This is a genomic window from Thalassospira alkalitolerans, from assembly GCF_002115745.1.
GTDB lineage: Bacteria > Pseudomonadota > Alphaproteobacteria > Rhodospirillales > Thalassospiraceae > Thalassospira > Thalassospira alkalitolerans.
On the sequence record NZ_JFKB01000002.1, the window covers coordinates 294,109 to 320,034 of the forward strand.

The window sequence follows — 25,926 nt, forward strand, 5'->3', positions numbered from 1 at the left end:
CCTTCGCAAGGAGAAATCTGATGTGCGGCTTGGCAGGGGCGACGGCGATTGAAGATCGCGATCGCGTTGTTGCGAGCACAGGTGCGCTTGCCCATCGTGGCCCGGATGGCGTGGGGATATGGTGTGACCCGGATGACGGGATCACGTTTGGTGTGCGGCGTCTGATCACGACTGATCCGGGGGTGACGGCGGGGCAGCCGTTGATTTCCCAAGATGGCCGGTTTGTGCTGGCATTTAATGGCTATATTGCCGGACATCGGCGATGGATTGCTGATTTGCGGGCAAGGGGTGTTGAGCTTCGAAGCAAGAGCGATGCCGAAGTTTTTCTCAGCCTGCTGGCAACGACGATAAACGAAGATGGTGATCCTGCAACTGTTCTTTCGGGAATTTCCGGGCAATATGCTTTTGCGTTGTGGGATTGCCGTGAGGCTATGCTTTGGCTCGGGCGCGATCCGGTTGGAATCAAGCCGCTATATTTTGCGAAATATAACGGCGGTCAATTGGCGTTTGCCTCCGAAATTCCCGCCTTGCGCCAAATCGTTCCAGACCGGATCGATCCCAATGTCTTTCAGAATTATTTGGCACATCTTTTTGTACCGGCACCGGTAACCGGTTTTGCTGCAATCAGGCAAGTTCAGCCCGGAGCATTGATCTGTTGGCAAGCCGGGAAGATCACTTATCGAATGATTGGCGAGACAGACACAAACCCGGCAAAGATCCAGGGTCGTGACAGACGTGATATTCATGATCCAGTCGTCGCTTTGCGCAGTGCGGCGCGGCAATCGGTGTCGGATGCGATGGATGCGGATCGGGATGTTGGCACGTTGGTGTCAGGCGGGATGGATAGTGGTGGAATTGCAGCGATGGCCTGTGAGATTGCGCGTGAGCGGGGCCAAAAACCGCCGCCCGGATTTGTCATGCAGTTTGACGATGAGACTCTCGATGAAACCCCGCGCGCGCAACAATTGGCGGATTATCTGGGGATAAAATTGTATGTTGTGCCAGCCCCCCAAACGGGCGAGGAAATTCTGGCGCATTTGCAAGAGGCCCTGACGGGTTTTGGCATACCTTTTGGCAATCCGTCGGTGGTTTTGATGCAGGCATTGGCGCGTGGTGTATCGCGGCATGTGCCGATCTGTTTGGCTGGGGACGGCGGGGACGAGCTGTTTGGTGGCTACCCGCGCTATCAGGCGGCGCGGTTGTTTCAGTTTTGGCACCATGTGCCCGCCTTTGCCCGGTGCATGGTGGCAAAGCATCTTGGCGCGCATTTGCCACGCGGGGCTTCGCGGTTTGTGCGCGGGGCAACGGCGGATGATGATCAGGCTTTTAAGTATTGGAATGACCGTTGTGGTGTGCCGGAGCTTGGGGCGGCATTGCAGATACCCGAGTGGGACCCGAACGGTGGTGCGTACGGTGGCAAATATGGTGATCTGTATGGAGATTTTCCGGGCCAGATGATGGCGTTTGATCAAAGGGTGACATTGCCCGGTAATCAGTTGGCAATGTCGGATCGATGCGGGATGGCCCATGGTGTGGAATATCGGGTGCCGTTATTGGCCCGCGATGTGATCGACATTGCCCGGCGTATCGCGCCCAAGATGCATCTGCGTGGTGGCGGGAAATCTGTGTGGCGGGCGGCGATAGAGCCGATGTTGCCCGATGGATATTTGCGCGCATCCAAGGTTGGCTTTAACCCGCCGGTCGCGATGTGGTTGGCAAAGGTTGGGCCGTTGTTATGGGGAAGCGGGCCGCAGATATGTGACGGGCTGTTTGCCGATTTGCCGGTTACGGGCACCCGGCGGGCGGCATATTGGCAGGCTGCCATAAGTGGCAAGGCGCCGGATACAGCCCTGTGTCTTTGGGCGTTAATGGTTTGGCGCCTTTGGCCGGGGCAGGGGGCGGATGCATCTGCGGCTTCGAAGGATGCAAAAGCGGGTATCTTTTAGGCGCCGGTTCGGGCCCATTCGCGGGAACGACGATAAAGGTTAAGGGCTTTCAGTGCCTTGGGGGCCAGTTGCACGACCTGTTGGGACGTTGCCAGAATGCGGTCTTCGTTGATGTCATCATCTTCAAAGAAGTTTTGTGTGATTTCGCACAGTTCTGAAAGTTGACGCAGACCAAAGGTGCCCGAGGTGCTTTTGAGGACATGGACCTCGTCGCGCACGGTCGCCAGATCATCTTCGGACAGGGCGTTGTCAATTTTGACCAACCGAGTTTCGGTTTCATTGATGAACAGTTCAATCCCGCAAGACGCGCCTTCGTCCCCGGCATCGACATAGAGTTGTTCGAGGGCTTTGATATCAAGTACCGCCCTGGAGGGCAGATCGAGGCGTGCGGGGCGGCTGATGCGTGCCCCCCTGGGCCGCAGGACCGGTGGCGGGGAAAGATGTGTGCCGTTGGTTGATCCGGTTGCGGATTTGTCGGGCGCACGGTTGATCAATTCGCGAATGGTATCAAGCAGTTTGGTGCGCTGGATCGGTTTGTTGATGAATTCATCAACACCGGATTGTCGGGCAATCACATTCCAATCGCGTGACTGATGGGCAGAAAGGGCGATGATTGGGGTTTGGGCGACGGGGCCGGGCATATGGCGAATGCGGCGCGTGGTGTGCAGCCCATCCATATCAGGCATTTCGATATCCATCAGGATCAGATCGGCCGTTACACCGCGACGCAGCATATTCAAAACGGATTGACCGTTGCTGGCTTCGACAATGCCATATCCCTCGGATTGGAGGATGCGGCGTGCGACCATACGGTTGCTTTCGCTGTCATCGGCAATGATCACGGTGCCGATTTTGGCATCATTGGCCGATGCCGGAAGCGCAATCGGATGTGCGACTTCAGCCTGTGTTTTGATAAAGCATACGGAAATCATGCCGCCGTCTTTCAGCTCTGTCTCGCAGAACTGAAGGTCTTCTTCCGCAATGCCGGTGATCAGCTGTTCCCATGCCGGGTTCGCGTAAATGATCCGTTCATTGCTGTCAAAAAGAGCGATGCCCGCAGTTGTCTGCGCCAAAGCATCGATGAGTAGATTATTCATTGGCCACCTTATCAATAGGTGCCCAGTCCCAATCGCGGGTGCATTTTTTGAATTTATATGAAACGTAAAAGTTCCTGCCGCGATGCAGGTATTGTTACAGTTTTTTCGTACAAGTCCATGTTTTTTCCCAATTGCAGGCCAAAGTATTGAACGCAATTTCGACTTTGCGGGGGTTGGTCCGCGATGTGCCAGATTATTCTGGGCGGGTGCCATCAATTGCGGGGATGCAGGAAATGACCCAGTTGCGAAAGGCGACAATCGGGGCATATACGGCACCGACACAGGTTTCTGTCGTCGCCGATTAACCAGACGGGCGGCTTTTCCTGGTGCCCTGAACATTGCATCATGCCGGGGAAGATAAAGCATTTTATATCCTGCATCCTCGGAATATCAGCGCCAGATTTCAGGGCCGATTCGTTGTTGAATGAAATTATGGCGCGATTGAAGATTGGGATAATGAAACAAAGCGGGTCATTTTTGGAAAGGAGAAATCCTTGGAAAACGTCATGTGAATGACTGTTTTTCAGAGATTTTAACTGTCAAAACGGACGGTAAGATGAAACGATAACGGAAACAAATGTTTCATTTTTTAGTTTGTTGAAACATTTGTTGTTTCATACGGCTTTCTATGGCGTAATTTTGCAAAGAAGACAGGGAGTTTAGAAGCCGATGGGGGCTTATACTGACTTGCGGGAAAGGTTGATCGCCGAATATGGCGCGATGAGTCCGCAATTGCAGCGGGCGGCGCGTTATATGCTTGATCACCCCGATGACGTGGCCCTGAAATCGATGCGTGCCCTTGCCCTATCAGCGGATGTGCCGCCCAGTACCATTGTTCGGCTTATGAAAACCATTGGGATCGACGGGTATCAGGAATTTCGCCTTGGGTATCAAAACCGGCTGCGAGACATGCCCGCAAGTTATGCTGGGCGCGCCCGCCAGTTGCAGCACCGCGGTGTTGCCGGTGAAATGACAATGAACCACGGCGATGTGGTTTCGGGTGATGAAAATGCGCTGATTGACGAAATTCTGGATCAGGAACATGGCAATCTTGCGCGGTCATACAGCCCGGAAATGCGCGCGGCCCTGATTGCGGCCTGTGCCCATATCGAAGGCGCGCGCCGGGTTTTTGTGCTGGGTCGGCGCGGGGCATTTCCTGCGGCATTCCAGTTTGCCTATGCCTATCGGCTGTTTGGGGACAATTTGACCCTGGTTGATGGTGCTGCGGGCACATTTGGCGACCAGTTGCGTGGCATGGGACGGCGTGATGTCATGCTGGCGGTTTGCCTTAGTCCTTATACCAACGACACGTTGCAGATGGTTGACTATGCGCTGGCGCAAAAATCCACGATCATTAATGTCACGGATTCAGATGTGTCGCCGATTGCGCGTCATGCCAGCGTCAATCTGGTGGTCTCGGATGCATCCCCGTCCTTCTTTCAAAGTTTTACTGCTGCGGTTTCAGTCATGCAGGCGTTGGTAACACTGTTGGTGGCGCGTGGTGGTGAGACGGCCCTGCAACAGATCGCAGTCGCCGAAAAGCAGCTTTCAGTTTTTGACACTTACTGGCAGGACTCCGGTCCCAAACGGAACAATCGATCATGAAGTCACATGTTTTACATCGCAACAGTCTGACCCCGCCACCGCGTGCCGTATCGGGCGATGGCATTTACATTACCGACGCGCAGGGCAAACGTTACCTTGATGCCTGTGGCGGGGCGGCGGTGTCGTGCCTTGGGCATTCCGATCCGGCGGTGCGTGCGGCCATGCATGCCCAGATTGATCAGATTGCCTATGCGCATTCGGGATTCTTTTCATCCGATGCGATGGAAGAATTGGCCGATGACCTTGTGGCCCATGCGCCAGAAGGCATTGCCAAGGCGTATTTCGTATCGGGTGGGTCCGAGGCGATTGAGGCATCGCTTAAAATGGCGCGGCAATATTTCCTGGAGATCGGGCAGCCGGATCGCAAATACGTTATCGCACGCCGCCAGTCCTATCATGGCAATACGCTGGGCGCGTTGTCAGTTGGGGGCAATATGTGGCGCCGTCAACAGTTTGAACCGTTATTGATTAACGCAAGCCATATCGCGCCGTGTTACGCGTATCGTGATCAGTTGGCGGGCGAAACTGACGTGGCATATGGGCTTCGCGTTGCCAACGAGTTGGAAGCTGCGATCCTTGAACTTGGCGCAGGCAGCGTTGCCGCCTTTGTCGCCGAGCCGGTGGTCGGTGCGACATCCGGGGCGGTGGCGCCAGTGCCGGGATATTTCAAACGTATCCGCGAGATTTGCGACCAGTATGGCGTGCTTCTGATTTTGGATGAAGTCATGTGCGGCATGGGCCGGACAGGCACCCTGCATGCAATCGAACAGGAAGGCATTTCGGGCGATTTGCAAACCATCGCCAAGGGGCTTGGTGCCGGGTATCAGCCGATCGGTGCCGTTTTGGTATCACAGAAAATCGATGATGCAATTGCCAGTGGATCAGGCTTTTTCCAGCATGGCCATACCTATCAGGGGCATGCAACTGCCTGTGCGGCCGCCCTTGCGGCCCAGCGGACCATTCGTGAACGTGACCTTTTGACCAATGTCGTCAAACAGGGGGAATTGTTGGCCGATGGATTGCACGACCGGTTCGGACAGCATCCGTTTGTGGGTGATATTCGCGGGCGGGGCCTGTTCCGTGGGGTTGAACTGGTGGCGGACCGCGAAACCAAAGAGGTTTTCGATCCGGCGCGCAAGATCAACGCCAAGATCAAAAAGGCCGCCTTTGCCCGCGGATTGATGGCCTATCCGATGGGCGGAACGATTGACGGGGTGCGCGGTGATCATGTGCTGTTTGCGCCACCGTTTATCGTAACCGAGGATGACGTTGCAAAGATCATTGATCTGTTTGAATTGGCGATGAACAACGTGTTTACCGCCGAGGGGCTTTCATAATGTCATATGGCGATACCCCGTTTTTGATCGCATCGGCCCCCAATGGTGCGCGCAAGACCAATGCCGATCTGCCCAATATTCCGATCACCCCGGCCGAATTGGCGCGCGAGGCCGCCAAATGCCAAGCGGCGGGTGCGGCAATGATGCATTTGCATGTCCGTGATGAGGATCAGAAGCACAGCATCGATGTTGGTCGATATCGTGAAATGCTGTCTGAGGTTCGTAATGCGGTTGGTGATGACATGGTGTTGCAGGTCACCAGCGAAGCCGTCGGCATGTTTAGCGCCCAAGACCAGATGGCGATGATCCGGGGGCTGGTGCCCGAAGCCGTTTCAATTGCGGTACGTGAAATCGCGCCAGATAATGCCAATATGAATGAATTGCAGAAATTCTTTGCCTTTATGCGTGAAGCAAAAATTGCACCGCAATTCATTTTGTATGCGCCTGAAGACGTCACCCGGTTCAATCAACTGGTGAGTGATGGTGTTATCCCGGGGGAAAAATTGCCGGTTCTTTATGTTCTGGGCCGATATACGGCGGGGCAGGTGTCTGATCCCAAAGATCTTTTGCCCTATCTTGATACATCACCGTTTGTGTCGGAATGGATGTTGTGTGCGTTTGGTGCATTTGAAAATGCCTGTGTCCTGACCGGGGCCGGATTGGGCGGTCATGCGCGTATTGGATTTGAGAATAATCATCTTTTGGTTGACCGTTCGTGTGCGGTCGATAATGCTGCTTTGATCGTTCAGGCGCGCGAGGGCGCGCATCTTATGGGTCGTTCAATTGCGACCGGCGATCAGGCACGAAAGATCATGCAACCGCAGTGGTAAGCTGTGGCGTGCCAATGAAAACAGACCGTTTACTTTTGGGGCAAGCCCAAAAAAAGTAGTGGGAGGTTTCGGGGTTATAGGGTTCCAATTCATGGTGTCCATCAGTATAATCCCATCGCCGAAGCATCTGGTTTATCTGATGTTTCCATATTTTTCTGCTGGGCCTTTCCGGTGCAGTTGAAAACTCTATAACAGGGTGTAAAGGGAGCTAATCCTTATGAAGAAACTTATTGCTGTAGCGGGTGCCATTGTCACGCTGGCAGGTGCGTCGCTGTTCGCCGGTCAGGCGTCGGCACAGGAAAACCGTTTTATCACCATCGGTACCGGTGGCGTAACGGGCGTTTACTATCCGACGGGTGCTGCAATTTGCCGTATGGTCAACAAAGATCGTAAAACGCATGGTATTCGTTGCTCGGTCGAGTCCACTGGTGGTTCGACATATAATGTTAATACCATTCGTGCTGGCGAGCTTGATCTTGGAATTGCCCAGTCTGACGTGCAGTATTATGCGTTGCACGGTGAAAAAGCATTTAAGGAAGTCGGTTCGTTCCCTGAGTTGCGCGCCGTCTTTTCGATCCATCCTGAACCGTTCACCGTTGTTGCCCGTGCAGATTCCGGCATCAAAACCTTTGATGACCTTAAAGGCAAACGGGTCAATATCGGTAATCCGGGGTCGGGCCAGCGCGACACCATGGACATTGTGATGAACGCCAAGGGTTGGACCCTGGATGATTTCGCACTGGCATCCGAACTGAAGCCAGCCGAACAGTCCCAGGCACTTTGCGATAACAAAATCGATGCCATGATCTATACCGTTGGCCATCCGTCCGGTTCGATCCAGGAAGCCACCACTGCCTGTGATTCGGTTCTGGTTGAAGTTGCTGGTCCTGAAATTGATAAACTGGTTGCTGATAATCCGTATTACCGTGTGGCCACCATTCCGGGCGGCATGTATCGCGGCAATCCGGACGATGTCAAAACCTTTGGTGTTGGTGCGACTTTTGTATCATCGACCAAAACCGATGCGGACGTCGTTTATAACGTTGTGAAAGCAGTGTTTGAAAACTTCGACGATTTTAAAAAGCTGCATCCGGCTTTTGCGAACCTCGTCAAAGAAGAAATGGTCAAAGATGGCCTTTCCGCACCGCTGCATGACGGTGCTGCGAAATACTACAAAGAAGCCGGCCTGATGTAATACGGGCTGAAACGGGGGGCTTTTCAGCCTCCCGTTTTGTTTTCTTGCGCCTTGGGGCACCTAAAAATTTGATAAAATGGCACACAATGATGTGTCAAAATATGCTCCGTAGGTGACCGGGTAAGTGTCTGCGGAGGTTTTTTGTTTCTGGGCAGTCCGAAACAAAGGCTCCGTTTAGACCGGGAGTTTACAATGACCGACGATAAAAGCGCGATACAAGGTCCATCGGACCAGGATCTTCAGGATCTGATTGCGGAAAATGATACCGGAGCGCGCCAGCCGACCGGCACGACAGCGCGTATTTTGCTGTATGTTGCTGTTGCCTGGTCGCTGTTCCAGCTTTGGCTGGCTTCACCGCTGCCTTATGTCGTTAATTTTGCTGTTTTCAATTCGACCGAAGCACGGTCTATCCACCTGGCGTTTGCCATATTCCTGGCGTTTATGGCCTATCCGGCCTTTAAGAGTTCGCCACGGAACTCTGTCCCGATTATTGATTGGGTCCTGGCGTCGATTGGTGCATTTTGTGCGCTTTATATTTATATCTTTTACCGTGATCTTGCATCGCGTCCTGGTCTGCCGATTACGCAGGATCTGGCGGTTGCGGGTCTCGGTCTTGTCCTTTTGCTAGAAGCAACGCGCCGTGCGCTTGGCCCGCCTTTGATGGTGGTGGCGATGTTGTTTCTGGCCTATGTGTTCTTTGGCAATGCCCCCTGGGTACCCGAGGTTCTGCAATGGGCCGGGGCCAGTTTTTCCAAGGCAATGTCGCATCAGTGGATCACGACCGAAGGCGTATTCGGGATCGCACTGGGCGTTTCGACAAGCTTTGTCTTCCTGTTTGTTCTGTTTGGCTCGTTGCTTGATAAAGCCGGGGCAGGCAATTATTTCATCAAGGTGGCGTTTGCCGCCCTTGGTCACATGCGGGGCGGTCCGGCAAAGGCTGCTGTTTTGTCATCGGCGATGACCGGGCTTATTTCCGGTTCGTCGATTGCCAATGTGGTGACCACCGGGACTTTCACCATTCCGTTGATGAAGCGTGTCGGTTTCTCGGGCGAGAAGGCCGGGGCGGTGGAAGTTGCTTCCTCGGTCAATGGTCAGATCATGCCACCGGTCATGGGGGCTGCGGCCTTTTTGATGGTTGAATATGTCGGCATTCCATATCCGGAAGTCATCAAGCATGCCTTTTTGCCAGCGACTATTTCCTATATTGCGCTGATTTATATCGTCCATCTTGAGGCGCTGAAAGCCAATATGCAGGGGCTGCCAAAGCTTCATCAATCGACGCTTGGCCAGACCTTGATGCGGTCGTTGCTATTCGTTCTGTCGCTGGTGGTTTTGTCGGGTGTGATCTATTACGCCATCATCTTCCAGAAACAATTGTTTGGAAATGCGGTTGGCTGGATCGTCGCCATTGAATGTGCGCTGGTGTATATTGCCGGTCTTTATTATGGGGCGAAATTCCCCGATCTGGAATTGGACGACCCCAATCAGCCGGTGGTGAAACTGCCGGAATTGGGTGAAACGGCCAAGGCCGGTTTGCATTTCCTGTTGCCGGTTGTTGTGCTGGTCTGGTTCTTGATGATCGAGTTGAAATCACCGGGGCTTTCGGCCTTTTGGGCGACGGTTTTGATGATCTTTATCATGCTGACCCAGCGCCCGATCAAGGCGTTCTTCCGCAAGCAGCCCGATTATATGAGCGAGCTTCGCGGTGGTGTGGCCGATGTGATTGACGGTTTTGCGACCGGGGCACGCAACATGATCGGTATTGGTGTGGCAACGGCTGCGGCCGGGATCATTGTTGGTACTGTATCGCTGACCGGTATCGGTCAGGTGATGGTTGAATTCGTCGAACTGATTTCGGGCGGCAATCTTATGCTGATCCTGATCTTTACCGCCGTAATCAGCCTGATCCTTGGTATGGGGCTTCCGACGACGGCGAACTATATCGTGGTGTCGAGCCTGATGGCGCCGGTGATTGTTGAACTTGGTGCCGAAAACGGCCTGATTGTACCGTTGATCGCGGTGCATCTGTTCGTGTTCTATTTCGGGATCATGGCCGATGTCACCCCGCCGGTGGGGCTTGCATCCTTTGCCGCGGCAGCGATATCGGGGGCCGATCCGATGAAGACCGGTTTTGTCGCATTCTTCTATTCGATGCGGACCGCCGTTCTGCCGTTCCTGTTCCTGTTTAATACTCAGCTTCTGATGATTGGTCTGGATCATCCGATAGACGTGGTGGTGGTGATCACAATATCGATTATCGCCATGCTGATCTTTGCCGCAGCGACACAGGGCTATTTCTTTGCCCGGTCAAAGCTGTGGGAAAGTGCGGCACTTTTGTTGATCGCGTTTACGCTGTTCCGTCCGGGTTTCTGGCTCGACATGATCGAGCCGCCTTATGAAAACCTGCCAGCGACCGCTATCGTTGAAAAAGCGGCAGCCATGCCAGCAGACACCAGCATTCTTTTGGATGTTGAAGGCATGAACCTGGAGGGCGAGGATATTGCCAAATCGGTGATGTTGCCTTTGGGGCCGGCTGCATCGGGTGATGATCGTCTGTATAACGCGGGCATCGTCATTCGTAATGAAGACGGCAAGGTCTTTATTGATGATCTGGTGTTTGGCGGCCCGGCCGAGAAAGCGGGGCTTGATTTTGATTTTGAAATCACCGCGATCAAAGTTGCCGCCGACCGTATGCCCAAAGAGGTGTTCTATATCCCGGCATTCATTTTGCTGGGGGCGATCATCGTGTTGCAACGCCGACGTCGCCGTGCTGAACCGGCTTAAGGAGGGCCAAGTCCATGTTTAAGGATATTCTGGTTACAGTGGATCTTGATCATGAATCGTCTTGGAAAAAGGCGATTCCGGTTGCGGTCAAGGAAGCCCAGACATTTGGCGCGCGTCTTCATGTTTTAACCGTGGTTCCTACGGTTGGGATGTCGATGGTCGGGCAGTTTTTTCCCAAAGGTTACGAGAAAAAGATTCTTGAGGCCTATAATGAAAAACTGCACGCCTTCGTGACCGAACATATTCCGTCTGACATTAAGGTTCAGCATATCATCGGCCAGGGAACGGTTTATGAAGTGATCCTGAAAATGGCAAAAAAGACTGGATGCGATCTGATCGTTATCGGGGCACATCGCCCGGAATTGAAGGATTACCTTTTGGGGCCGAATGCGGCACGTGTTGTCCGGCATGCCGATTGTTCGGTGATGGTGGTGCGCGACTGATCCCGGTTAAGGCCAACTGATAAATTCAGACGGACCAAGACAGACAAATGAAAATGGGCAGTGCCGAATGGCACTGCCCATTTTGTTTGACGCAATAATTTGATGTGACGGGTTATTTGGCCGCACATGGGTTTGCAGCACATGGGTTTGCCGCGCAAGGATTGGCCGCAGCACAAGGATTTGCGGCGCATGGGCTGCATGGATTGACGATTTTTTTCGCCGCACAAGGATTTGCAGCACATGGGTTTGCAGCGCACGGGTTTGCCGCACAGGGATTTGCCGTACAGGTGGCGACTTCGGCAGTTGGCGATGGCAGCGGTGCGGCCATTGCCATCGGGGCAGCCATGGCAAGCCCTGCGCCAATGGCAATCGCGGGGATCAGGGATTTATGCATGAAGGTAGCTGATTTTTTAGACATTGGTTGCCTCACTGAAAAACTGTTTATGTCGATCCGATTGCCCGGACGTTTGTTAATTTGTCGTCCGACCGGAGGCCAATATGCGCCAAATCAATTGCCCTGGTACGTCACATGGTTTCACTGTTGTGTGAGACCGCCGTGTGAAGCGGTTGATGAAAAGATTGTGACGGCAAACGATATTTGAATTTGGTTGTTCGTGAATTTTTGTGCTTTGTTAGCAAAGCAATTGAAAAACCGTTCAAATTTGCACATTTAAAAAATCAGGGACAAAGGTATCGGGGCAAGGCGCGGGGTTGAATAAACCGTGAGAACCGCCACCACAGAGACCAGGGAAGGCAATGATAAAACAGCACTGGCAAATGATGGAAAGAGGCGTTGCGGGCGTTCTTATTGCAATGTCGTTGCAATATTCCGCGATGGCCCAAACAGAAAATGTGCCGATCCCCGATGTGGCAGAGGTTCCAGGGGGCTGGTTTTTCCAAGGATCGGACAGTGTCGAGCGGCAATATGCCTATCAGATCGACGAACATGTCTATGGTCATGATATCAGTCGTCGCAATCGTTGGTACGATGTTGAAATTGATAAATGGCATATCTATTTGCCGACCTATTTTATAATGACCACCCCGGTTACCAATGACCAATACGCAGCATTTATCCGCGATACCGGGTATGCATCGCCTGATATCACCTCGGAAGATTGGGAAAGCCTTGGTCTGATATACGGATATGACGCAACGCGCCCGTTTGCGTGGAAAGGCGATACGCCGCCGCGCGGCAAGGGAAACCATCCTGTGGTGCTGGTGTCCTGGCGTGATGCACAGGCATATGCCCGATGGCTTCGCGAGAAAACCGGTATGAGGTGGCGCCTGCCGCCGGAACATTATTGGGAAAAGGCCGTGCGGGGTCCGGATGGGACATTTTACCCGTGGGGCAATATCTATGATCCCAATCAGCTTAACAGTGCAGATCGCGGACCGTTTGAAACCATGCCGGTTGGCCAGTTCAAGGCGGGCCCCTATGGGCTTTATGACGGTGCGGGTCAGGTGTTTGAATGGACATCAAGCAGTTCGCAACCGGGATACCGGATTGTAAAGGGTGGATCGTGGGATGATCGGGGATGCGGTGTTTGTCGCCCGGCGGCGCGTCATGGACGTGCTGAGCACACACAGCATATCCTGATCGGTTTCAGGTTGATGTACGAAGCTCCTTTCCATTGATGGGCGATGCTTGCACATTTTGACTAAATCACTAATTCTTGATCGGGCCTGATTGGCTGGACTCTGAGGATGGGGTATTTTGCCTTTGTGGGAAGGTTCTGAATCGCACGATAACTGGTATTGGAATGACCGAATTTACAATTGACTGGACATCGTATCCGACAGGACGGCTTGAACGCATGCTTGCCGCAGGGCGCGATGTTATGGAATGCCACCGGGTACTGACGCTTACCGGCGACAATATTGTCGGTGAACTGATCAAGACGGGCGGTTCCTTTTTCGAATGGTCTCATTATCCCGAAGGGGATGTGTATGACCGTAATTCGCATGCCCAGTTTTATTATCACGCCCACCCCAAGGACGAGCAGCGAGACTGGAAAGAGCATGGTCATTTCCATACTTTTCTGCGTCCGCGTGGCATGCCCGAAGGTTCCAAGCCCCTGCCCATAGATGGGTTTGAATTCCCCGAGGGCCCCAATGATGCGCTGTCGCATTTGATTGCGGTTTCCATGGATGAATTTGGTTTTGCCCAGCGTTTGTTTACGACAAATCGCTGGGTCACAGGCGAGGTCTGGTATGACGGCGATACCGTGATCCGGATGCTGGAAAACTTCATCATTGATCACGCACAGCCTTCCTGGCCGGTTAATCGGTGGATTTCCGGAATAATCATGTTGTATCGCCCGATGATCGAATTTCTGGTGCGCGAACGCGACGTGGCGATTACGGCCTGGCAGGAAAAATATCCTGATCGTGATGTTTATGAAGACCGGGAACTGGAAGTGACATCGACCATCGATATCCGGGTCGAAGATCAGATACGCGCCTTGACCGAGGAACTCGGACGGCGGCGTGTGCGCGCCTGAGGTCTCATTTGTAATTGCGTAAAATGAAACGGCCGATGCATTCGCACCGGCCGTTTTGATATGATATCGCGCCTGAAAGGGGGATTAGTTTGCTTTCAGGTATTCGATAACATCAGCAATTTGGTCGTCCTTTTTCAGCTTGAAGGACATCTTCGAGCGTTCTTTGGAGCCTGCGATTTCGCTGAGTTTAGCTGATGGATCCTGAAGATATTCGGTCAGGAAAGCTTCATCAATTGTGAAGCCTTTTTCGCAAGCAGCCTGATAGCCTTTGCCGTATTTGAAGTCTTCGACATGGCCACAGTTTTTGCCGATGACACCGGCAAGCGATGGGCCAACTTTGTTTTTGCCAGCCTCGATGCTGTGGCAGGCAGCGCATTTTTTGAAGACTTTTTCGCCTTTTTCAGCATCACCAGCCATTGCGGGAGCAATAGCGATCATGGCAATGGTTGCGGCGAGGGTAAGCGTTTTGGTTAAATTCATATCGCGGGCCTCTCTTGGTCTGTCGTGGTGGTCCCCACTGCATTGTGTCGTTGGTTGCTCATCAAGTGAACTGAAAAACACAAACAGGACCGAAAATTCGCTTTTCGTTAAAAAATATGGGCTTACTGTTGAGTTTCCCGAATTCGACACGACATCTAGCACATGCAGGCTTATAATAATTTGCGTTTAGTCAATCGGGTCTACAGTGTATAAAGATATACGAATGGTTGGCAGCCGATTGCTTAGCGTGCCGGGAGAGCTCCATTGCCGCGTATAACCAAAGAAGATCTTAGCAATCTGATTCAGGATCCGTCCGGGAAGAATCGTGCTGAAACGGCTGATAAAATCAGTCGTGAATTTACCGCTGATACTCTCAGCGACAGTGAGCGTATTCTTGCGGAGGATATCTTTCGCTTGATGGTGCGTGACGCCGAAGTGCGTGTGCGCAAGGCGTTGGCCAAGAACTTGAAACAAACACCTTTGGTGCCACATGACGTTGCCGCCACTTTGGCGCGCGATGTTGATGATGTGGCCCTGCCGGTCCTGAAGTTTTCAGAAGTTCTGAATGACGAGGATCTGGTTGATATCATCGGCGACAATGCCGACAGTGTTGAGAAACAGCGTGCAATTGCATCACGCCCGCATGTGTCGGAAATTGTTTCTGCGACCCTGGTGGATATCGGTCATGAAGATGTCATGGTCGATTTGATATCAAATGACGGTGCCGAACTCAGCGAACATTTGTTGCAAAAAGTCGTCGATGATTTCGGCGAGAACGAACGCATTCAAAAACCGATGATTGAACGCAATCATCTGCCAATCACGATTGCCGAACGGCTGGTGACCCTGGTATCGGATCGCATGCGGTCCGAACTGATTTCGCGCGGTCATATCCCCGAAGGGATCGTCAATGCGGTGATGACCCAGTCACAGGAAAGTGCCACGATCGGCCTTTTGGGCGAGGGGGCGGAAGAACGCGACGTTGAAGTGCTGGTCGAGCATCTTCATACCAATAATCGTTTGACCAGTGGCTTGATCTTGCGCGCGCTTTGCATGGGTGATGTTGCGTTCTTTGAAGCGGCATTGGCGCGACGTGCGGGGGTGTCGCTGATCAATACCCGCATTCTGATCCATGACAGTGGTCCGTTCGGGTTTGAGGCGATTTACAACAAAGCTGAAATGCCTGCCCATTTCTTCCCGGGGGTCCGGGCGGCAGTGGAAGTTGCGCATGAAACCGATTTGGATGGCGGCGAACGTGATCGTGAACGTTATTCGCGCCGGATGATTGAGCGGGTCTTGACGCAGTATGGTGATCTTGGAGTTGAATTTGATTCCGATGATGTCGATTACCTGATGGGCCGCATGTTGCAATTACCCAGCGAGCGGAATTTGCCGCACTAATTACCGCGCATGATCGTTTGGATATTTTAAAAACCGCCCGTTTTTCGGGCGGTTTTGTTTTGTGGCATCATCGGGATCAGCCCGCGGGCGCGGGGCGAGGATGGCCATCAAAAAAGGCGCCGTTTGCACGGCGCCTTTGATATGGGGATCAGGTGATCCTATTCAAGTAAAGTGTTTGGCATCCAAAGAGCCAGTTCCGGGAAATACATCACCAGCAACAGCCCAATCACCTGCAGGATCACGAAGGGGATAATGCCTTTGTAAATCTGCTGGATGGAGATCGATTTTGGCGCAACACCTTTGAGATAGAATAGCGCAAAGCCAAAGGGTGGTGTCAGGAAGCTGGTTTGCAGATTGACCGCAACCATCACCGCGAACCACGTCAGGATTTGGGATTCTGTTGCCCCGATACCGGCAACCATCAGATGATCACCAAAATCAAGCTGGGCAATGACCGGCGCAAAGATCGGCAGGACGATCAGGGTGATTTCCACCCAGTCAAAGAAGAAGCCGAGGATGAACACGATCAGCATCAGCAGGAACAGAATACCCCATGCGCCAAGACCGGCACTGTTGACCAGATCAATGACCAGATCATCGCCGCCCAGTGAACGGAAGACATAGGAGAATACAGTTGCCCCGGCAAACAGGAAGAACAGCATCGCACCGGTAAGGGCGGACCGTTCACAGACGTCTTTAAGCACATCCCATTTCAGACGGCCTTTGACGATTGCCAGGAAGGTTGCGCCAACCGCACCAACGCCTGCGGCCTCGGTCGGGGTGGCAAAACCGGCAAAAATAGATCCCAGAACCAGAACGATCAGGAAAACCGGCGGGATGAAGCTGCGCACCATCATACGCACCAAATCCATGCCGTGGACGGCTTCGTCGTCGGGCAGGGGGGGGGCCAGATGCGGCTGCATCTGGCAGCGGACGAAGATATAGATGGTGTAAAGCGATGCCAGCAACAGGCCCGGAATGATCGAGGCCAGGAACAGATTGCCGACCGATATTGACAGGAGGTCGGACATCAGAACCAGCATGATGCTTGGCGGGATCAGAATGCCCAATGTCCCCGATGCGGCAATCGTTCCGGTCGCAAGCGACGGATCGTAATTGCGGCGCAGCATGACAGGCAGGGCCAGAAGGGTCATCATGACAACCGATGCACCGATAATACCGGTGGTCGCGGCCATGATCGTTCCCATCAGGGTAACGGAAAGTGCCAGACCGCCCGGAACCTTGCGCATCAGCATGTTCAGGCATTCAAGAAGGTCTTCGGCGACCCCGCTTTTTTCAAGCATCGTTCCCATGTAAATGAACATCGGCACGGCAACCATCACCATATTTTCGGCAATGCCGCCCCAGATGCGGGACACGATGTTGAAGAATTCAATGAATGAGAAGACGTCAAAGGCCATGCCGAGAAGGCCGAACGCAATCCCGATGCCTGAAATGACAAATGCAACCGGAAGACCCGAGAACACCAGAATGCCCAGTGAGGCAAACATGATCAGCGGAAACCAGTCTTCGATATAGAAGTTTTCCATTTGGAATTATCCCCGTTCCGCGATCAGTCTTTGAGCCTGGCGGCTTCGTTGCCAAGGTCTGCGTGATGTGTGGCGCCAACATAGTGACCGGCGTGATTACGCAGGTTGGTCGGGCCGAACACAAAGACATAGCATTTAAGAAAGACCGAAAGACCGGCCATGGCGAGAAGGCCGAAGCCGATGGGAATGGTCGATTTGATGATCCAGCGATGGGTCAGACCAGTGGTTGCAGCCGAAACTTCGTTGTTTTCGAAGGACCGAAGCACAAAGTCATAACCAAAATAAAGTACCAGCCCGCAAAATGGTAAAATACACAGAATTGCACCGATCATTTCGATTATGGCACGTGTGCGCGGGCGAAGGTTGTCACGGATTAGTTCGATACGGACATGTGAGTCACGAATATAGCCAAAACCGAAACACAGCATGAACAGGCCGGTATGGAGATGCCATTCCAGTTCCTGCAGCTTGATTGATCCCTGACCGCCAAATTTACGCTGTATCACATCGTATACGATGGTCAGCATCAGCGGGATTGCGAGCAGGGCAGCCCATTTCCCGACACGGGAAACGATGGCATCAATGCCGTCACTCAGTTTTAGTAGCGCTTCCATTAAAGAGCCTCCCGGGGTCTTTTCTTTTCGCGGTCAAGGCCGGGGCCATTTGGCACCCGGCCTTGCCGAGACTTTTCTTGTGGTCTGATGCAAGTCGCCTCAGACCCAGGACAGATTAATCGAGATATCCGATATCTTTCCAGATTTTGTAGTCTGCGCGGAAGCTCTGCAGGTTTTCATATGCTTCTTTGAAAGGCGCATCCTGTGCAGAAAGTTCGCCGGCGACTTCTTCCCAAGCGCCACGCATGGCGTCGAGCATTTCAGGCGACCATTTCTTGATGTTCACACCTTTTTCCTGAAGTTCTTTCAGGGCTGCGAACTGAATTGCTTCACCTTCGGCAAAACCATAGGCCAGATTGTCGTTACAGACGCTTTCGATCTGTGCCTGCTGGGTTTTGTCCAAACCGTCCCACTTCTCTTTGTTGATCATAAGATCGAAGAAGGTGGACTGCTGATGCCAGCCTGGGAAGTAGTAGTATTTGGCAACCTGGTAGAAGCCGAGCTTGAGATCAATCGCAGGCATCGAGAATTCGGTCGCATCAATGGTGCCGAGTTCAAGTGCCGGATAGATGTCGCCAGCCGAAAGAAGCTGCGTTGAAACGCCAAGCTTCTCCATGACTTTCGCGCCAAGACCGAAGAAGCGCATTTTCAGGCCTTTAAGGTCATCAACACTGTTGATTTCCTTGGAAAACCAGCCAGAAGCTTCTGGTGCGATCAGGCCGCAGAACAGCGACTTGATACCGTGTTCGGCATACAGCTTGTCAAAGATTTCCTGACCGCCGCCAAATTTAACCCATGCCAGATATTCACCGGCCTGCGGACCGAATGGAACGGAACCAAATAGTTGCAGTGCGGGAACTTTACCAGCCCAGTAACCCGGGGTCGAGAAAGCAGCATCGATGGAACCGGTTGAAACCGCATCGAAGACTTCAAGTGCCGGAACAAGTGCGCCCGGCTCATAGAATTTAATGTTGATATTGCCGCCAGAAACAGCGTCAATTCTTTCATCAACGCGTTTGCCAAGCGTCCCAAGCTGGGTCAGGCTGCCAGAATAGGTCGAACCCATTTTCCAGCGAACACGTTCTGAGGCATCGGCATTAGAAGCAACCGAAGTAAGTGCAGCCGCTGCAAGGACAGCCACACAGGTTGCTGATTTCAGAATATTAGAAAATTTCATTCGTATCTTCCTCCCTAAAGAAGTCCGAAATTGGTATTACCACATCGGAACGACAACCGCCTGTTGCTTTTATTATTACCGGCGGAATCTTTCCGATCCTCTTGTTGCGGGGCGAAGCTTAAGCGTATTTGGCAAGTATGGGCAAGTTTGTTTCGCCCGCGGCGCAAGAAAATATCTTCGCTAGCGCACAAATATTGCTTGATTTTACCGGAAAAGCGGGATTTCCGCATGGAAATGCGTATTTCCACCAAGTGGATCATATTGCATAGCTCTCATTCAAAATTGTTATAGGTGAAGCGTGTGCGACCTATCCTTTGGAGCGAATCGGTGTCCCCCGAAATTTGCCGTCAAAGGTCGGAAACAGAAGTTTTGATGTGGATGGAAAGCCGTGCAGGAACCCGCGTCAGAAACCGGATAGCGCAATATCGCCATTGCAGGTGCAAACCGGAAGGATCAAACCGGTGCGGTTCTGCTTGATTATGGCGATGTGGTGGTTTTGACCATTTGGAGGTCTTTTGGGGCGCAATGATTTGGCGCCGGAGATTTCGTCGATCCGGGGCGTCATGTGCAAGCCGGGGCAATGAGTGCGATCTGGGAATAAAGGGTCTGAAATGAAAACGGGAAGCCTTTGAAAAGGCTTCCCGACTGATGGTCGGAGCGAGAGGAATCGAACCTCCGACCCCTGCCTCCCGAAGGCAGTACTCTACCAGGCTGAGCTACGCTCCGTCAGTTCGCGGTTTTTAGCCCGTCTTTCTGGTGGGATCAAGCATAATCCGGCCAATTTGGTCAAAAAAGTTGGCTGTTTCCGGTGGGGGATTTCAGGGGGCCATAGGCCTGCGTTTGTCCGCCATATTTTGGGTGAAAATGGTGGCAAACCCTGAATACGCAAAAGGCCCCAAAACGGAAACCGTTTCAGGGCCTTTGAATGATGGTCGGAGCGAGAGGAATCGAACCTCCGACCCCTGCCTCCCGAAGGCAGTACTCTACCAGGCTGAGCTACGCTCCGTCATTCTGCGAAGCCGGGTGATAATCCCAATTGCCGTTTGACGCAAGGATTTTTTGCGCCAAAAGGCCGGGACCCCGGCATGCGATATCAGTATGGGCGAGAAATACAAAACTCGACGGCTTCGATCATTGCGTCCTTGGCCGGACCATCATCAAAGCGCGTCAGGGTATCGATGGCCATCTGGCCAAATTCACGGGCACGGTTCATTGATGCGTCAAGTGCATCATATTTGCGGATCAGTTTCTGGGCGCGATCAAGGTCGCCATCGACGAATTCCTGATCTTCCATGCAGCGGCGCCAGAAGGTTTTTTCTTCTTCGGTGCCTTTGGCATAGGAAATGATGACCGGCAGGGTGACTTTACCGTCGCGGAAATCATCGCCGACGGTTTTGCCAAGGGTTGCCTGATGCGCGGAATAATCCAGCACATCGTCAATCAGCTGGAACGCGGAGCCAAGATAGATGCCATACAGGCGAAGGGCTTCTTCATCCTCGGCCGGGCGATTGGCAACCACCGCACCGATTTGTGATGCTGCACCAAACAGCGCTGCCGTTTTTGCGGTAATGACTTCGAGATAGGATTTTTCCGTGGTCGCCATGTCATTGGCGGTCGATAGCTGCAAGACTTCGCCTTCGGCAATGACCGCCGATGCCTTGGCCAGAATGTCGAGGACCTTAAGCGAGCCGTTTTTGACCATGACAACAAATGCGCGCGCAAACAGGAAGTCACCGACCAGCACGCTGGCTTCGTTGCCAAACAGGGCATTGGCCGATGCCTGGCCACGGCGGAGCAGGCTTTCATCGACAACATCATCATGAAGCAGTGTTGCGGTGTGGATAAATTCGACACAGGCCGCAAGATCAACCGCAGACGTACCGCCCTGATAGCCGCAAAGCTGGGCGGATGCCAGTGTCAGCATCGGGCGCATGCGTTTGCCGCCTGCGGCCACCAGATGGCTTGCCAGTTGCGGGATCAGTGCAACATCACTGTGCATATTATCGATGATAACTTGATTGACGCGCTTCATGTCGGCATCGACAAGGCGGATCATGGAATCAAGGCTGGGCTCGGTCGTCTGCTGCGTTGCGATTTTGGTCACGCTTTAATCCGAAACAATTTTTGGCGTATTGACCCCGCCCACCGGGACGGGTAACGCTGATTTCAGTGGGCGGCCTCAACATAGAGACGCCGGGCGGTTATGGTCAAGTGGACAAATCGTTGCCCGTTGCGCAACAATGCCTTGTTTTGGGGGCATCCGGTACTGACCGAGGTCAAATTTGCACTGCCCTGCGCATATATATAGACAACATAATTATACAATAACCAGTCAGGGTACATAAAACGTATGATCGAGCTATTTCGCAGCAATGACCCGATAGAGCTTAGCTGGGCGCAATCGGTTCTCGCCGACGAAGGCATTGGCAGCCATATTTTTGATTATCATGCCAGTATTCTTGAAGGATCGATCGGGGCTTTGCCGCGCCGTTTGATGGTCGATCCAACAGACGAAAGCCGGGCAAAATATACTCTTGATATTGCCAGACGCGATCTGGATGCGCATAACGCACGACATGATTCCGAGGCCGGGGACGTTCAGGAATAGGAATCTGGCATATAAGCAGTGCAGGATTAAGCGGACGAATGACCCAGACCGATTGCGCATTTAAGGTTCCCGATTTTGCGGAAGACCGTATTAGCCATGATTTCCTGCTGGGAGGGTCGGTGATCCTTAAACAGCCGGTTGATGGGTATCGTGTGGCGATTGATGCTGTTTTTCTGGCCGCAGCGGTGTCGATCAATTCCAGACGTGATCAGAAAATCCTTGATGTCGGGGCGGCAGTTGGTTCGGCCGGGCTGTGTGTGGCGCGCCGTCTGGACGATGCACAGGTGACCGGGGTGGAGATTCAAGATGATCTCTATGCGCTGTATTGCCGCAATGTTGTTGAAAACGATCTGATTGGCCGGGTGATGCCGATCCATGGGGACATCAATGATCGCGGCTTGCCATTGGCGGCGGCCAGTTTTGATCAGGTGATCACAAACCCGCCCTTTTATCCCGGCGGTACACGCCCGGCCAATGAAAGCCGGGCCAAGGCCCATCAGGAAATTACCGCCGATTTGAAAAGCTGGATCTGGTTCTGTTTGAAGATGCTGCGCCCCAAGGGGCGGATTTCTATCGTGCACCGGGCAGATCATCTCGATCGGATTATCGGGCTTTTGCATGGCCGGGCCGGTGATATGACGATTTATCCGATCTGGAGCAAAGCCAGTGCGGAAACGCCGTTGCGTGTGATTGTATCGGCGCGCAAGGGTGTTTCATCGCCGCTTAGGATGCGGCGCGGGATTGTTTTGCATGATGAGGCCGGAGTGTATTTGCCCGAAACCAATGCGCTTTTACGCAGTCTATCTGCATTGCCCGGTTTCTAAATCGGCTGTGGTTTAATATAAGGGCATTGAAAGTTGCACCGCCGGTCGGTTGCGGGCCTCAAAATTGATGCTTTGGGATTATGCCATGCTGAGTTTTTCGAAAATCCTTTTTACCGCATTGATCGTTGTGGTGGTGTGGCAGGGCTTTAAGCTGTTTAACCGTGCCAAGCAGGTTTCCGCGCAGGAACAACCGAAACAAACCCGTCACGCCAAGCAGGCAAAATCGCAGAAACACGAAGCGGTGGCGCATGATCTGGTGAAATGCCCGAAATGCGGCGTTTACCATGCCGATGGCAGCGCGCATGTTTGTGACCGCTGATTTGCGCAGGTTACATATTTACCTTTGCTGATTTCTGCTACTTTCGGCCAATAGCCGGTATTTTTGCTTGGAAAAGCAATCCGTTCTGTGGATGCTATATGCTGCAACGCGGTATAAAAATCGGCGCGATGGCATAAAAGCGCGAAATTCAGGCCCCCTCAGGGCTTTTGCGTTCTTGACCGCGACGGGGTGGGGCGGTAGCTTGCCGCTCTAAATTTACCGACAACATAATAGTGAGTTCGCGCAATGGCGCTCGACGGGTCGCAACGTCCCCCATCATTCCAGGAAATCATCCTTCGACTGCAAAGCTATTGGGCAGATAAGGGATGTGTCATCCTGCAGCCCTATGACCTTGAAGTCGGGGCCGGTACGTTCCATACCGCAACCACGTTGCGCGCGCTGGGTCCGGAAAGCTGGAATGTTGCCTATGTGCAGCCGTGCCGCCGCCCGACCGATGGTCGTTACGGCGAGAACCCGAACCGTCTTCAGCATTATTACCAGTTTCAGGTTCTGATGAAGCCGTCACCGGCCAATTCGCAGGATCTTTACCTTGGTTCGCTGGCGCATCTGGGCATTGATCCGTTGGCGCATGATATCCGCTTTGTCGAGGATGACTGGGAAAGCCCGACGCTTGGCGCTTGGGGCCTTGGTTGGGAAGTGTGGCTGGACGGGATGGAAGTTACCCAGTTTACCTATTTCCAGCAGGTTGGCGGCTATGAATGCGATCCGGTTCCGGTCGAGATGACCTATGGGCTTGAACGATTGGCGATGTATATTCAGGGTGTCGAAAACGTTTACGACCTTGATTACAACGGCAATGGCGTGACCTATGGCGATGTGTTCCTGCAAAACGAAAAGGAACAATCGGCCTATAACTTTGAAGTCGCCAATACAGACGTTTTGTTCCAGCACTTTAAAGATGCACAGGCCGAATGCGGCGTTAATATCGCGCGCGGTCTGGCCCTTCCGGCTTATGAGCAGGCGATGAAGGCCAGCCATATCTTTAACCTTCTTGATGCGCGCGGCGTGATTTCGGTCACCGAACGTGCGGCCTATATTGGCCGCGTTCGTGATATGTCGAAATCCTGCTGCGAGGCGTGGCTTCGGTCGCGCGGTCATCTGAAAGAGGAGGCATAGGTCATGGCCGAATTGCTGCTTGAACTGTTTTCCGAAGAAATTCCGGCCCGCATGCAGGCGCGTGCGTCCGATGATCTGACCAAGCTGGTGACTGCGGGTTTGAAAGCCGCCGACCTTGGATTTGATCACGTCGAAGCATTGGTCACACCGCGCCGTTTGACCCTGATTATTGATGGCCTGCCGGAAAAACAGCCCGACCTTCGCGAAGAACGCCGCGGTCCGCGTGCCGATGCACCGGAAAAGGCGATTGCAGGCTTTTTGGGCGGTAATGGTGTGACGCTTGAACAATGTGAAAAGCGTGAAACGCCCAAGGGTGTTTTCCTGTTTGCGATTGTCGAGCAAAAAGGCCGTGCCAGTGCCGAAGTGATCAAGGATATCGTCGAAGACGCTATGGCAAAGCTGCCTTGGCCAAAATCGATGCGCTGGGCCGATCAGAAAGTTCGCTGGGTCCGTCAACTTGACCGCATCCTGTGCCTGTTTAACGGCAAGGTGATCCCGGTATCATATGGTCCGGTCACCGCAGGGAATATCACAAGCGGCCATCGTTTCCTGGCCCCGGCAACCTTTAGCGTTGCCAGTGCCAGGGAATATAAGGCCAAGCTTGCCTTTGCCAAAGTTATGCTGGACCGTGAAGAACGCAAGAAAGTCATTCTGAACGGGGCGCGCAAGCTGGCCGAGGCCGAAGGTTTCAAGCTTTTGGAAGATAACGGACTTTTGGAAGAAGTCTGTGGTCTTGTTGAATGGCCTGTGCCGGTGATGGGCAAGGTCGATGACCAGTTTATGGACATCCCGCGCGAGGTTTTGGAAACCTCGATGCGTGAACACCAGAAATATTTCGTGATCGAAGACAAAACCGGCAAACTGGCTGCACGTTTCATCACCATTTCCAACATGGTGACGATGGATAACAACGCCCAGATCATCGCCGGGAATGAGCGGGTTTTGCGTGCGCGTTTGCATGATGCGAAATTCTTCTGGGATCAGGACCGGAAGATGACGCTGGAACAGCGTTTGCCGAAACTCGACACCATTGTGTTCCATGCCAAGCTTGGCACGCTGGCCGCGCGCGTTTTGCGCCTGCGCGGGCTGGCGCGTGAACTCTCGGCCGATATTGACGATTGCGATATCAAATTGGCGGATCGTGCGGCGGAAATCGCCAAGGCCGATCTGGTTTCGAACATGGTGTTTGAATTTACTGAACTTCAGGGATTGATGGGGAAATATTACGCCGAAAATGACGGCGAAGCCCCGGAAGTCGCCAATGCCATTGCCGAGCATTATGCCCCGGCTGGTCCGTCGGATATGTGTCCGGCCGCACCGGTTTCGGTTGCTTTGGCACTGGCTGAGAAGCTCGATACCCTTGCCGGGTTCTTTGCGATTGATGAAAAACCGACCGGGTCAAAAGATCCGTTCGCATTGCGTCGCGCGGCATTGGGTGTCATCCGGCTGGTTTTGGAAAATGGTTTGCGGGTGCCGCTGCGGCGCATATTTGCCTTTGCCGTTTCCCAATATCCGGCCTCTATTCGTCGTGACGAGGCGGTTGATGAACTTTTGGCATTCTTTGCCGACCGCCTGAAAGTCCATCTGCGTGAACAAGGTGTGCGCCATGATCTGGTGTCTGCCGTGTTTGCATTGGATGGCGAGGACGATCTTGTCCGCCTTCTGGCCCGTGTTGATGCGCTTGCCGATTTTGTTTCGGGTGAAAGCGGCGTCAACCTTATGGCTGGGTACAAGCGTGCGTCCAACATTCTGCGTATCGAAGAAAAGAAGGATGAGAAATCCTATGATGCGGAGGTTTCCGCCGATCTTCTGACGCAGGACGAGGAACGTAAACTGTATCAGGCGCTCATCGATGTCCGGCATAAGGCTTTGCCGCTTCTGCGGGCTGAGAATTATGCCGCGGCTATGGCCGAGTTCGCGCATTTGCGGGGCCCGGTCGATGCATTCTTCGAAGGGGTCACGGTAAATAGTGACAAGGCAGAAGAACGTGCCAACCGGCTTAAGCTTTTGGCGCAAATTCGTACTGCCCTGCATGATGTTGCCGATTTCTCGAAGATCGAGTCATAAATACGGTC

Annotated in this window: 22 protein-coding genes and 2 tRNA genes; 16 read left to right on the forward strand and 8 right to left on the reverse strand. The window is 53.1% G+C overall.

Going from position 1 to position 25,926, the window contains the following annotated elements:
• Positions 1–20: 20 nt before the first annotated feature.
• Entirely contained in the window at positions 21–1,946 is a 1,926-nt protein-coding gene (asnB, locus tag TALK_RS04325; protein WP_085616221.1) for an asparagine synthase (glutamine-hydrolyzing), read from the forward strand.
• Here asnB and TALK_RS04330 read toward each other — a convergent pair.
• Positions 1,943–3,043 (reverse strand): response regulator, encoded by a 1,101-nt coding sequence (locus TALK_RS04330; protein WP_085616223.1) that lies wholly within the window; start codon positions 3,041–3,043, stop codon positions 1,943–1,945. The two genes, asnB and TALK_RS04330, sit on opposite strands and share 4 nt — an antisense overlap.
• A 669-nt stretch (positions 3,044–3,712) precedes the next feature.
• On the opposite strand from TALK_RS04330, the gene TALK_RS04335 reads away from it, so the two are divergent.
• The 9 genes from TALK_RS04335 (at position 3,713) to TALK_RS04375 (ending at position 13,741) form a co-directional block, all read left to right on the forward strand.
• Positions 3,713–4,648: a MurR/RpiR family transcriptional regulator gene (locus TALK_RS04335; protein ID WP_085616225.1), complete on the forward strand. Its 936-nt coding sequence runs from the start codon at positions 3,713–3,715 to the stop codon at positions 4,646–4,648.
• Positions 4,645–5,985: an aspartate aminotransferase family protein gene (locus TALK_RS04340; protein WP_085616227.1), complete on the forward strand. Its 1,341-nt coding sequence runs from the start codon at positions 4,645–4,647 to the stop codon at positions 5,983–5,985. The genes TALK_RS04335 and TALK_RS04340 overlap by 4 nt, the downstream gene beginning before the upstream one ends.
• Positions 5,985–6,815, forward strand: a complete 831-nt coding sequence (locus TALK_RS04345; RefSeq protein ID WP_085616229.1) for a beta-keto acid cleavage family enzyme — start codon at positions 5,985–5,987, stop codon at positions 6,813–6,815. The genes TALK_RS04340 and TALK_RS04345 overlap by 1 nt, the downstream gene beginning before the upstream one ends.
• A 217-nt stretch (positions 6,816–7,032) precedes the next feature.
• Positions 7,033–8,010, forward strand: a complete 978-nt coding sequence (locus TALK_RS04350; RefSeq protein ID WP_085616231.1) for a TAXI family TRAP transporter solute-binding subunit — start codon at positions 7,033–7,035, stop codon at positions 8,008–8,010.
• A gap of 192 nt (positions 8,011–8,202) precedes the next feature.
• Entirely contained in the window at positions 8,203–10,794 is a 2,592-nt protein-coding gene (locus TALK_RS04355; protein ID WP_085616233.1) for a TRAP transporter permease, read from the forward strand.
• A gap of 14 nt (positions 10,795–10,808) precedes the next feature.
• Complete coding sequence (locus TALK_RS04360; RefSeq protein ID WP_085616235.1) at positions 10,809–11,237, forward strand: universal stress protein; 429 nt, start codon at positions 10,809–10,811, stop codon at positions 11,235–11,237.
• Between the two features lie 116 nt (positions 11,238–11,353).
• Entirely contained in the window at positions 11,354–11,839 is a 486-nt protein-coding gene (locus TALK_RS22065) for a hypothetical protein (RefSeq protein WP_169714938.1), read from the forward strand.
• 175 nt (positions 11,840–12,014) lie between these two features.
• A complete protein-coding gene (locus TALK_RS04370; protein WP_139833712.1) occupies positions 12,015–12,875 on the forward strand; it encodes a formylglycine-generating enzyme family protein in 861 nt (286 codons plus the stop codon).
• A 125-nt stretch (positions 12,876–13,000) separates the two neighbouring features.
• Positions 13,001–13,741, forward strand: coding sequence for a DUF6969 family protein (locus TALK_RS04375; protein ID WP_085616239.1), 741 nt, complete (start codon positions 13,001–13,003; stop codon positions 13,739–13,741).
• Positions 13,742–13,825: 84 nt separating this feature from the next.
• On the opposite strand, the gene TALK_RS04380 is transcribed toward TALK_RS04375, so the two are convergent.
• On the reverse strand, positions 13,826–14,221 hold the full coding sequence (locus TALK_RS04380) for a c-type cytochrome (protein WP_085616241.1): 396 nt from the start codon (positions 14,219–14,221) through the stop codon (positions 13,826–13,828).
• Positions 14,222–14,485: 264 nt separating this feature from the next.
• On the opposite strand from TALK_RS04380, the gene spbR reads away from it, so the two are divergent.
• Positions 14,486–15,622, forward strand: coding sequence for a SpbR family protein (gene spbR, locus TALK_RS04385; RefSeq protein WP_085616243.1), 1,137 nt, complete (start codon positions 14,486–14,488; stop codon positions 15,620–15,622).
• 158 nt (positions 15,623–15,780) lie between these two features.
• Here the strand turns inward: spbR and TALK_RS04390 are convergent, their stop codons facing one another.
• The 6 genes from TALK_RS04390 to TALK_RS04415 all read right to left on the reverse strand — a co-directional run bounded on the left by TALK_RS04390 (position 15,781) and on the right by TALK_RS04415 (position 21,019).
• Entirely contained in the window at positions 15,781–17,172 is a 1,392-nt protein-coding gene (locus tag TALK_RS04390; protein ID WP_085616245.1) for a TRAP transporter large permease, read from the reverse strand.
• A gap of 23 nt (positions 17,173–17,195) precedes the next feature.
• Complete coding sequence (locus tag TALK_RS04395; RefSeq protein WP_085616247.1) at positions 17,196–17,786, reverse strand: TRAP transporter small permease subunit; 591 nt, start codon at positions 17,784–17,786, stop codon at positions 17,196–17,198.
• A gap of 115 nt (positions 17,787–17,901) precedes the next feature.
• Positions 17,902–18,963, reverse strand: coding sequence for a TRAP transporter substrate-binding protein (locus TALK_RS04400; RefSeq protein ID WP_085616249.1), 1,062 nt, complete (start codon positions 18,961–18,963; stop codon positions 17,902–17,904).
• Between the two features lie 649 nt (positions 18,964–19,612).
• A tRNA-Pro gene (locus TALK_RS04405) sits at positions 19,613–19,689 on the reverse strand.
• A 203-nt stretch (positions 19,690–19,892) separates the two neighbouring features.
• A tRNA-Pro gene (locus TALK_RS04410) sits at positions 19,893–19,969 on the reverse strand.
• Positions 19,970–20,056: 87 nt separating this feature from the next.
• Positions 20,057–21,019, reverse strand: a complete 963-nt coding sequence (locus TALK_RS04415; RefSeq protein ID WP_085616567.1) for a polyprenyl synthetase family protein — start codon at positions 21,017–21,019, stop codon at positions 20,057–20,059.
• A gap of 294 nt (positions 21,020–21,313) precedes the next feature.
• Between TALK_RS04415 and TALK_RS04420 the strand changes: the two genes are divergently transcribed.
• The 5 genes from TALK_RS04420 (at position 21,314) to glyS (ending at position 25,918) form a co-directional block, all read left to right on the forward strand.
• The gene (locus TALK_RS04420) at positions 21,314–21,571 is read left to right on the forward strand and encodes a putative signal transducing protein (RefSeq protein ID WP_085616251.1); all 258 of its coding nucleotides are present in this window, start codon (positions 21,314–21,316) and stop codon (positions 21,569–21,571) included.
• Between the two features lie 38 nt (positions 21,572–21,609).
• On the forward strand, positions 21,610–22,395 hold the full coding sequence (locus tag TALK_RS04425) for a tRNA1(Val) (adenine(37)-N6)-methyltransferase (RefSeq protein WP_085616253.1): 786 nt from the start codon (positions 21,610–21,612) through the stop codon (positions 22,393–22,395).
• An 85-nt stretch (positions 22,396–22,480) separates the two neighbouring features.
• Complete coding sequence (locus TALK_RS04430; protein ID WP_085616569.1) at positions 22,481–22,714, forward strand: hypothetical protein; 234 nt, start codon at positions 22,481–22,483, stop codon at positions 22,712–22,714.
• A gap of 246 nt (positions 22,715–22,960) precedes the next feature.
• A complete protein-coding gene (locus tag TALK_RS04435) occupies positions 22,961–23,851 on the forward strand; it encodes a glycine--tRNA ligase subunit alpha (protein ID WP_085616254.1) in 891 nt (296 codons plus the stop codon).
• 3 nt (positions 23,852–23,854) lie between these two features.
• Positions 23,855–25,918: a glycine--tRNA ligase subunit beta gene (gene glyS, locus TALK_RS04440; RefSeq protein WP_085616256.1), complete on the forward strand. Its 2,064-nt coding sequence runs from the start codon at positions 23,855–23,857 to the stop codon at positions 25,916–25,918.
• The last annotated feature ends 8 nt before the right edge of the window (positions 25,919–25,926 follow it).